The sequence below is a fragment of the Geodermatophilus tzadiensis genome (assembly GCF_003002915.1).
Taxonomy (GTDB): domain Bacteria; phylum Actinomycetota; class Actinomycetes; order Mycobacteriales; family Geodermatophilaceae; genus Geodermatophilus; species Geodermatophilus tzadiensis.
In genome coordinates, this window is record NZ_PVTG01000001.1 from 431,107 (window position 1) to 440,213 (window position 9,107).

10 protein-coding genes are annotated in these 9,107 nt (G+C 71.1%); 1 reads left to right on the forward strand and 9 read right to left on the reverse strand.

The features are described 5' to 3' along the window. Window positions 1-4: 4 nt before the first annotated feature. The 9 genes from rplB to rpsL form a co-directional block, all read right to left on the reverse strand. Window positions 5-838: a 50S ribosomal protein L2 gene (rplB, locus tag LY71_RS02080; protein ID WP_089402108.1), complete on the reverse strand. Its 834-nt coding sequence runs from the start codon at window positions 836-838 to the stop codon at window positions 5-7. 44 nt (window positions 839-882) lie between these two features. Beyond that, window positions 883-1,185 carry a 50S ribosomal protein L23 gene (gene rplW / locus LY71_RS02085; protein ID WP_091108667.1) on the reverse strand — a complete coding sequence of 101 codons (303 nt, stop codon included), beginning with the start codon at window positions 1,183-1,185 and terminating at the stop codon, window positions 883-885. Beyond that, window positions 1,182-1,988, reverse strand: a complete 807-nt coding sequence (gene rplD, locus LY71_RS02090; RefSeq protein WP_211297090.1) for a 50S ribosomal protein L4 — start codon at window positions 1,986-1,988, stop codon at window positions 1,182-1,184. The genes rplW and rplD overlap by 4 nt, the downstream gene beginning before the upstream one ends. Then, window positions 1,985-2,650, reverse strand: a complete 666-nt coding sequence (gene rplC, locus LY71_RS02095; protein ID WP_106275288.1) for a 50S ribosomal protein L3 — start codon at window positions 2,648-2,650, stop codon at window positions 1,985-1,987. Before rplC ends, rplD begins: the two co-directional genes overlap by 4 nt. 16 nt (window positions 2,651-2,666) lie before the next feature. Beyond that, window positions 2,667-2,972, reverse strand: coding sequence for a 30S ribosomal protein S10 (rpsJ, locus tag LY71_RS02100; protein WP_014742859.1), 306 nt, complete (start codon window positions 2,970-2,972; stop codon window positions 2,667-2,669). A 165-nt stretch (window positions 2,973-3,137) separates the two neighbouring features. Then, window positions 3,138-4,331 (reverse strand): elongation factor Tu, encoded by a 1,194-nt coding sequence (gene tuf, locus LY71_RS02105; protein WP_091108670.1) that lies wholly within the window; start codon window positions 4,329-4,331, stop codon window positions 3,138-3,140. A gap of 88 nt (window positions 4,332-4,419) precedes the next feature. After that, window positions 4,420-6,519 (reverse strand): elongation factor G, encoded by a 2,100-nt coding sequence (fusA, locus tag LY71_RS02110; RefSeq protein WP_106275289.1) that lies wholly within the window; start codon window positions 6,517-6,519, stop codon window positions 4,420-4,422. Window positions 6,520-6,618: 99 nt separating this feature from the next. Further along, window positions 6,619-7,089, reverse strand: coding sequence for a 30S ribosomal protein S7 (gene rpsG, locus LY71_RS02115; RefSeq protein ID WP_091108672.1), 471 nt, complete (start codon window positions 7,087-7,089; stop codon window positions 6,619-6,621). A 1-nt stretch (window position 7,090) separates the two neighbouring features. Continuing rightward, window positions 7,091-7,465 (reverse strand): 30S ribosomal protein S12, encoded by a 375-nt coding sequence (rpsL, locus tag LY71_RS02120; protein WP_012950487.1) that lies wholly within the window; start codon window positions 7,463-7,465, stop codon window positions 7,091-7,093. Between the two features lie 629 nt (window positions 7,466-8,094). Between rpsL and LY71_RS02125 the strand changes: the two genes are divergently transcribed. Further along, a complete protein-coding gene (locus LY71_RS02125; protein WP_106275290.1) occupies window positions 8,095-9,060 on the forward strand; it encodes a chymotrypsin family serine protease in 966 nt (321 codons plus the stop codon). Window positions 9,061-9,107 lie beyond the last annotated feature (47 nt).

A 9,107-nucleotide genomic window follows, 5' to 3' on the forward strand; every position in this document is an offset into this window, starting at 1 on the left:
CCGCTCAGCGCTTCTTGTTGGTGCGGCGACGGCGCACGATCAGGGCGTCGCTGGCCTTGCGCTTGCGCGTGCGGCCCTCGGGCTTGCCCTTCGGGTTCACCGGGTGGCGACCACCGGAGGTCTTGCCCTCACCACCACCGTGCGGGTGGTCGACCGGGTTCATGGCGACACCGCGGACGGTGGGGCGCTTGCCCTTCCACCGCATGCGGCCGGCCTTGCCCCAGTTGATGTTCGACTGCTCGGCGTTGCCCACCTCGCCGACGGTGGCGCGGCAGCGCACGTCGACGTTGCGGATCTCGCCCGAGGGCATGCGCAGCTGCGCGAAGCGGCCCTCGCGGGCGACCAGCTGCACGCTGGTGCCGGCCGAGCGGGCGATCTTCGCCCCGCCGCCGGGGCGCAGCTCGATCGCGTGCACCACGGTGCCGACCGGGATGTTGCGCAGCGGCAGGTTGTTGCCCGGCTTGATGTCGGCCGAGGGGCCGCACTCCACCGTGTCGCCCTGCTTCAGGCGGGCCGGCGCGATGATGTAGCGCTTCTCGCCGTCGGCGAAGTGCAGCAGCGCGATGCGCGAGGTGCGGTTCGGGTCGTACTCGATGTGCGCGACCTTGGCCGGCACGCCGTCCTTGTCGGCCCGGCGGAAGTCGATGAGCCGGTAGGCGCGCTTGTGCCCACCGCCCTGGTGCCGCGCGGTGACCTTCCCGTGGACGTTGCGCCCGCCGCGACCGTGCAGCGGCCGGACCAGCGACTTCTCGGGATGGTCGCGGGTGACCTCGGCGAAGTCGGCGACGCTGGAGCCGCGGCGGCCCGGCGTCGTCGGCTTGTACTTGCGGATAGCCATTGCTGACTCAGTTCCTCTGTCTCTGGTCCGAACGGTCGCGGCGCTCAGGCGCCGGGACCACCGAAGATCTCGATGCGGTCGCCGGGGGCCACCGAGACGATGGCGCGCTTGGTGTCCTTGCGCTTGCCCAGCCGGGTGCCACGGCTGCGCTTGCGCTTGCCCTGGCGGTTGACCGTGTTCACGGACAGGACCTTGACGTTGAAGACCTGCTCGACAGCGATCTTGATCTGGGTCTTGTTCGCCTCGGGCAGCACCACGAACGTGTACTGGTTGTCGTCCAGCAGCCCGTAGCTCTTCTCCGAGATGACCGGCGACAGCAGGACGTCCCGGGGGTCGCGGACGCTCACGCCTTCTCCTCGGTGGTGTCGGTGGTGGTGTCGGCGTCGGTGGTGCCCTCACCCGCGGCGGGCGCGATCGAGGGGACCTCGCCGGGGATGTCCGCCGTCGTCAGGTCGGGCTTGACCAGCGAGGTGGTCCGGCCGGCACCGGCGCGCGGGCCGGCCACGAACTCGGCGAGCGCGGTCTCGGTGAAGACCACCTCGTCGGCGACCAGGACGTCGTAGGTGTTGAGCTGGCCGGCCTCGAGCAGGTGCACGCGCGGCTCGTTGCGCAGGCTCACCCAGTTGAGGACGTCGTCGCGGTCGAGGACCACGAGCACCCGCTTGGCCGAGGTGACGGCGTCCAGGGTGGCCAGGGCCGCCTTGGTCTTCGGGGCGTCGCCCTCGACGAAGGTGCTCACGACGTGCACCCGGCCCTCGCGCGCCCGGTCGGAGAGGGCACCGCGCAGGGCGGCGGCCTTCATCTTCTTGGGGGTGCGCTGCGAGTAGTCGCGCGGCTGGGGGCCGTGGACGGTGCCACCGCCGGTGAACTGCGGCGCGCGGATCGAGCCCTGGCGGGCGCGGCCGGTGCCCTTCTGGCGGTAGGGCTTGACGCCACCGCCGCTGACGGCGCCGCGGGTCTTGGTGGCGTGGGTGCCCTGGCGGGCCGCGGCCAGCTGCGCCACGACCACCTGGTGCAGGAGCGCGACGTTGGCGGTCGCGTCGAAGAGGTCACCGGGCAGCGTGACGCTGCCGGAGGTCTCCCCCGCCGGCGTGCGGACGTCGACCTGGCGGTCGGCGCGCGCGCCCTCGGTCACGGTGGACTGGGTCACTTGCTGTCACTCCCCACGGGACCGCCCTTGACCGCCGAGCGGACGAGCACGAGCCCACCCTTCGGGCCGGGGACGGCGCCCTTGATCAGGATCAGGCCGCGCTCGGTGTCGACCTTGTGGACGACCAGCGAGAGCGTCGTGGTCTTGACCGCGCCCATGCGGCCGGCCATCTTCAGGCCCTTGAAGACGCGGCCGGGGGTGGACGCGCCACCGATCGAGCCGGGCGAGCGGTGCTTGCGCTGGGTGCCGTGCGCAGCGCCCAGGCCACGGAAGCCGTGGCGCTTCATGACGCCGGCGGTGCCCTTGCCCTTGCTGGTGCCGATGACGTCGACCTTGGCCACGCCGTCGAACACCTCGGCGGTCAGCTCCTGGCCGACCGTGTAGTCGCCGGCGTCCTCGGTGCGGAGCTCGACCACGTGGCGGCGCGGCGTGACGCCGGCCTTCGCGAAGTGGCCACCCTCGGGCTTGTTGACCTTGCGGGGGTCGATCTCGCCGAAGCCGAGCTGGAGGGCGGAGTAGCCGTCCACCTCGGGGGTGCGCACCTGCGTCACCACGTTCGGGCCCGCCTTGACGACGGTCACCGGCACGATGCGGTTGTTCTCGTCGAATACCTGGGTCATCCCCAGCTTCTCGCCGAGGAGCCCGCGGAACGTACTCGCCATGACTGGTCTCGGTCCCTTACTGGATGTTCACGTCGACCGAGGCCGGCAGGTCGATGCGCATGAGCGCGTCGACCGTCTTCGGCGTCGGGTCGAGGATGTCGATGAGCCGCTTGTGCGTGCGCATCTCGAAGTGCTCGCGCGAGTCCTTGTACTTGTGCGGCGAGCGGATGACGCAGTACACGTTCTTCTCCGTCGGCAGCGGCACCGGGCCGACGACGCGCGCACCGGTCTTGGTGACCGTGTCGACGATGCGCCGCGCCGAGGCGTCGATCGCCTCGTGGTCGTAGGCCTTCAGCCGGATGCGGATCTTCTGTCCCGCCATCGCTGTCTTCTGCTCCTGCCGATCGGTGTTCGTTCGTAGCTGGGGAACGCCGGGTGGTCGCGACCGTCATCCGGTCGGCCCCAGCGGTTCGGGTGGCGTCGCGCACAGTGCGGCCACCCGGGGACGGGCGGCGGTGCAGGGGTGCACCGCCGCCCGTCGGGGGTGTTACTTGATGATCTTGGTGACGCGACCCGCGCCGACGGTGCGGCCACCCTCACGGATGGCGAACCGCAGGCCCTCCTCCATGGCGATCGGCTGGATCAGCTCGACCGTCATCTCGGTGTTGTCGCCCGGCATGACCATCTCGGTGCCGGCCGGCAGGGTCACGACGCCGGTGACGTCCGTCGTCCGGAAGTAGAACTGGGGACGGTAGTTGTTGAAGAACGGCGTGTGACGGCCCCCCTCGTCCTTCGAGAGGATGTAGACCGAACCCTCGAAGTTGGTGTGCGGGGTGATCGAGCCGGGCTTCACGACGACCTGGCCGCGCTCCACGTCCTCGCGCTTGATGCCGCGCAGCAGCAGGCCCACGTTGTCGCCGGCCTGGCCCTGGTCGAGCAGCTTGCGGAACATCTCGACGCCGGTGACGGTGGTCGAGGTCGAGTTGGGGCGGATGCCGACGATCTCGACGGTCTCCGACACCTTGACGATGCCGCGCTCCACGCGACCGGTGACGACGGTGCCGCGACCGGTGATGGTGAAGACGTCCTCGACGGGCATGAGGAACGGCTTGTCGATCTCACGCTCGGGCTCGGGGATCGCCGTGTCGACGGCGGTCATGAGCTCCATGAGCTTGTCGCCCCACTCGGCGTCGCCCTCGAGGGCCTTGAGCGCCGAGACGCGGACCACGGGGACGTCGTCGCCCGGGAACTCGTACTCGGACAGCAGCTCGCGGACCTCCAGCTCGACGAGCTCGAGGATCTCCTCGTCGTCGACCATGTCGGCCTTGTTGAGCGCCACGACGATGTAGGGGACGCCGACCTGGCGGGCCAGGAGGACGTGCTCCTTGGTCTGCGGCATCGGGCCGTCGGTCGCGGCGACCACCAGGATCGCGCCGTCCATCTGGGCGGCACCCGTGATCATGTTCTTGATGTAGTCGGCGTGCCCGGGGCAGTCGACGTGCGCGTAGTGCCGGTTCTCCGTCTGGTACTCGACGTGGGCGATCGAGATCGTGATGCCGCGGGCCTTCTCCTCGGGCGCCTTGTCGATCTGGTCGAAGGCCGACGCCTCGTTGAGGTCCGGGTACTTGTCGTGCAGGACCTTGGTGATCGCCGCGGTCAGCGTGGTCTTGCCGTGGTCGATGTGCCCGATGGTGCCGATGTTGACGTGCGGCTTGGTCCGCTCGAACTTGGCCTTGGCCACTGGGTTCCTCTCCTCGTGGTGTCGCAGTCGTGCGTGACGCTGGGGTGGGGTTGCTGGGGGCCGGGCGGGGCGGTACCCCGCCCGGCGGTCACTCGCCGGTGGCCTTGGCGATGATCTCCTTGGCCACGTTCTGCGGGACCTCGGCGTAGGTGTCGAACACCATGGTGTAGCTCGCCCGCCCCTGGGTGCGGCTGCGCAGGTCGCCCACGTAGCCGAACATCTCCGAGAGCGGGACCAGGGCCCGGACGACGCGGGCGCCGGAGCGCTCCTCCATCGCCTGGATCATCCCGCGCCGGGAGTTCAGGTCGCCGATGACGTCGCCCATGTAGTCCTCGGGCGTGACGACCTCGACGGCCATCATCGGCTCGAGCAGGGCCGGGCTGGCCTTGCGCGCGGCCTCCTTGAAGACCATCGAGCCGGCGATCTTGAAGGCCATCTCCGAGGAGTCGACCTCGTGGTACTGGCCGTCGACGAGGGTCGCCTTGACGCCCACCATCGGGTAGCCGGCGAGGATGCCGTACTGCATGGCGTCCTGCATGCCCTGGTCGACCGAGGGGATGTACTCCCTCGGGATGCGACCACCGGTGACGGCGTTGACGAACTCGTAGGTCGGGCCGTCGGCGGAGACCTCGAGGGGCTCGATGCTCACCTGCACCTTGGCGAACTGGCCGGACCCACCCGTCTGCTTCTTGTGGGTGTAGTCGACCTTCTCGACGGCCTTGCGGATCGTCTCGCGGTAGGCCACCTGCGGCTTGCCGACGTTGGCCTCGACGCGGAACTCGCGCCGCATGCGGTCGACGAGGATCTCCAGGTGCAGCTCGCCCATGCCGGAGATGACCGTCTGGCCGGTCTCCTCGTCGAGCCGGACCTGGAAGGTCGGGTCCTCCTCGGCCAGCTTCTGGATGGCCGTGCCGAGCTTCTCCTGGTCGCCCTTGGTCTTGGGCTCGATGGCGACCGAGATGACCGGGGCGGGGAAGGTCATCGACTCGAGGATCACCGGGTTCTGCGGGTCGCAGAGGGTGTCCCCGGTCGTCGTCTGCTTGAGGCCGACGACGGCGACGATCTGACCGGCGCCCACGCCCTCGCGCTCCTCGCGCTTGTTCGCGTGCATCTGGTAGATCTTGCCGATCCGCTCCTTGCGGTCCTTGGTGCTGTTGAGCACCGGGGACCCGGAGGAGAGCCGGCCCGAGTAGACCCGGACGTAGGTCAGCTTGCCGAGGTGCTGGTCGGTCTGGATCTTGAAGGCCAGCGCCGAGAACGGCTCGTTCTCGTCGGCGTGCCGCAGGACCTCGGTCTCGCCGTCCATGGCGGTGCCGACGATCGCCTCGATGTCCAGCGGGCTGGGCAGGTAGTCGGTGACCGCGTCGAGCAGGGGCTGCACGCCCTTGTTCTTGAACGCCGTGCCGGTGAGCACCGGGTTGACCTGCGCGGCGATGGTCGCCTTGCGGATCGCGGCCTTCAGCGTCTCGACGGAGATCTCCTCGCCGCCGAGGTAGGCCTCCATGAGGTCGTCGTCGGTCTCGGCGATGGTCTCGAGCAGCTTCTCGCGGTACTCGGCGGCCTGGTCGGCGAGCTCGGCCGGGATCTCCTCGACGGCGTAGTCCTCACCCATGGCGGTCTCGCCGCGCCAGGTGAGGGCGCGCATCTGCACCAGGTCGACGACGCCGATGAAGTCGGCCTCGGCACCGATGGGCAGCTGCAGCACCGCGGGGTTGGCGCCGAGCCGCTCGACCATCATGTCGACGCAGCGGAAGAAGTCCGCGCCGGTGCGGTCGAGCTTGTTGACGAAGCACATGCGCGGGACGCCGTACTTCTCCGCCTGCCGCCAGACCTGCTCGGTCTGCGGCTCGACGCCGGCGACACCGTCGTAGACGGCCACGGCACCGTCGAGCACGCGCAGGGACCGCTCCACCTCGACGGTGAAGTCGACGTGCCCCGGGGTGTCGATGATGTTGATGTCGTAGCCGTTCCAGGAGCACTTCGTCGCGGCGGACGTGATGGTGATGCCGCGCTCCTGCTCCTGCTCCATCCAGTCCATCGTGGCCGCGCCGTCGTGGACCTCACCGATCTTGTAGTTGATACCGGTGTAGAAGAGGATGCGCTCGGTCGTCGTGGTCTTGCCCGCGTCGATGTGCGCCATGATCCCGATGTTGCGGGTCTTGGCGAGCTGGGCCTGGGTGTCGGCCATGGGTCTCTCCTCTTTGGATCGGGTCCGCGTGCGGTGTTCCGGGTGGTGGCCCGGAACACCCGCCGGCCGCGGGGGCTGGCGGAGCCAGCCGGGGTGGCACTACCAGCGGTAGTGCGCGAAGGCCTTGTTCGACTCGGCCATCTTGTGCGTGTCCTCGCGGCGCTTGACCGCGGCACCGAGGCCGTTGCTGGCGTCGAGCAGCTCGTTCATGAGGCGCTCGGTCATCGTCTTCTCGCGGCGCGCGCGGCTGTACTGGATCAGCCAGCGCAGGCCGAGCGTGGTGCTGCGGGAGGCGCGGACCTCGACCGGGACCTGGTAGGTCGCACCACCGACGCGGCGGCTGCGGACCTCGAGGGCCGGCTTGACGTTGTCTAGCGCACGCTTGAGCGTGACCACCGGGTCGGTGTCGGTCTTGGTGCGGCAGCCCTCGAGGGCGCCGTAGACGATCGACTCGGCGACGGAGCGCTTGCCGTCGACCAGGACCTTGTTCACCAGCTGGGTGACCAGCGGGGACTGGTAGACCGGGTCGTTGACCAGCGGACGGCGCGGCGCGGGGCCCTTGCGCGGCATGTCAGCTCTTCTCCTTCTTCGCGCCGTACCGGCTGCGAGCCTGCTTGCGGTTGCGGACGCCCTGGGTGTCCAGCGAGCCGCGGATGATCTTGTAACGCACACCCGGGAGGTCCTTCACGCGGCCGCCGCGCACGAGCACCATCGAGTGCTCCTGCAGGTTGTGGCCGACGCCCGGGATGTAGGCGGTCACCTCGATGCCACTGGTGAGGCGGACGCGAGCGACCTTCCGCAGCGCCGAGTTCGGCTTCTTCGGCGTCGTCGTGTACACGCGGGTGCACACGCCGCGACGCTGAGGGGAGCCCTTCAGCGCCGGGGTCTTGGTCTTCTCGACCTTGTCCTCGCGGCCCTTGCGGACCAGCTGGTTGATCGTGGGCATGGGTGGCCTGGATCTCCTACCTGCGCTGGGTCGTGCTTGTGGACGGTGCTGCTGTCGTGTCGCCGGTGCCGGTCCTGCCGGGGCCGCCTGGTCCGCTCGCCAGCCACCACCGGCCCCCGCGGTCGGGCGTGTCGCCGTCCCCAGGACCGGCCGGTGTGTCGAACCGGACAGGTCGCCCCCCGCGACTCGGCGCCGCCACCTCCGGTCGCCGTCCTGTGCTGGACGGCCGGCCGGGGCGGACCCGCGGCCTGGAGGACGGACCTCCGGACACCCAGGCGCACCGCGAACGGGAGCAGGCCCAGGACACCCTGGGCACGGCTGACCACGATACCCGCGTGCTGGGAGGCGGTCAAAGCCGGGTCCCGGGCGCCGGACGGGCAGGTGGAGCCTGCCCCCCGGGTGGACCTGTCGGGCACAACCGCCGGGGCGTCCCGGGCATTCCGGGACCGCACTCCGAACGGTGCGCCGGGGCACCGCCCCAGGGGTGGCGAGGACTGTACCGCGACGGGGCCCGGGCGCCAGGGTCCCGGACGGCGGGTTCTCCGGTGGCGCGTCGGCGCACGCGCGACTGTCACCCCCTCCCCCTACGGTCGGTCGCAGCATTGCCACCCACAGCGACGGAGGTCACCGTGCTCATCGACTCGGCGCGCGAGCTGAAGGCGCGCCTGTCCGCCCGGCTGGCCGAGGGCTTCCCGGCGGTCACCGCGAGCGGGCTGGGCGGCCGGCTGTGGACGCGGCCGGCCATCGGGCTGGCGCCCGTGGCACCCGGCCGCGTCCACCTGGCCATCCGCGTGGCGGCCCCCGACGACGCGCGCATCCTGCTCACCGGCCTCGACGACGCGGTGCGCCGCGAGGTCGACGTCCGGGTGACCGGTCCGATAGTGCCCCTGTCCGCCCCCTCCCCCGGCCGGCTGCGGGCACGGACCCGGCCGCTGGTCCCCGGGCTGTCGGTGGCCCACCCCGCGGTGTCCGCGGGGACGCTGGGCGGCTTCGTCCGGCTCGACGGGCGGCTGGCGGCCCTGTCCAACAACCACGTGCTCGCCGCCGCCGACGCGGCGACGGTGGGCGACGCGGTGCTGCAGCCCGGCCCCGCCGACGGCGGCACGCCCGCCGACCGGGTGGCCACGCTGGCCGCCGTCGCGCCCCTCACGGGAGGGACCGGCCGGGTGGACGCCGCCGTGGCCACCCTCGACGAGGGCGTGGCGGCCGACCCGGGCGGCTTCCCCGGCGGGCCGCTGGCCGCCACGGTGCCCGACGGCCTGGAGGTGGAGCCCGACGAGGAGGTCGAGAAGGTCGGCCGCACCACCGGCCACACCCGCGGCCGGGTCAGCGCGGTCGAGGTGGACGGCGTGGCCGTGCAGTACGACGACGGGGTGCACGTCTTCGACGACCAGATCGAGATCGAGGGCCTGGCCGGCCCCTTCTCCGCGGGGGGTGACAGCGGGTCGGTGATCTGGCGCAGCGCCGACCGGGCGCCGGTGGCGCTGCTGTTCGCCGGCAGCAGCCTGGGCGGCACCCACGGCGCGGGGCTCACCTTCGCCCACCCGCTGTCGGCCGTGCTGGCCGCGCTCGGAGTGGAGTGGGTCGCCTCCTGAGGTCCACTCCCTGGTCAGGGGGATGTCGCTCCGGGCGGGGACGGGGC

Excerpts from the sequence above, each read along its gene's own strand:
- rplB (WP_089402108.1), bottom strand. The coding sequence starts at position 838 with ATGGCTATCCGCAAGTACAAGCCGACGACGCCGGGCCGCCGCGGCTCC.
- rplC (WP_106275288.1), bottom strand. The coding sequence starts at position 2,650 with ATGGCGAGTACGTTCCGCGGGCTCCTCGGCGAGAAGCTGGGGATGACC.
- rpsJ (WP_014742859.1), bottom strand. The coding sequence starts at position 2,972 with ATGGCGGGACAGAAGATCCGCATCCGGCTGAAGGCCTACGACCACGAG.
- fusA (WP_106275289.1), bottom strand. The coding sequence starts at position 6,519 with ATGGCCGACACCCAGGCCCAGCTCGCCAAGACCCGCAACATCGGGATC.
- rpsG (WP_091108672.1), bottom strand. The coding sequence starts at position 7,089 with ATGCCGCGCAAGGGCCCCGCGCCGCGCCGTCCGCTGGTCAACGACCCG.
- rpsL (WP_012950487.1), bottom strand. The coding sequence starts at position 7,465 with ATGCCCACGATCAACCAGCTGGTCCGCAAGGGCCGCGAGGACAAGGTC.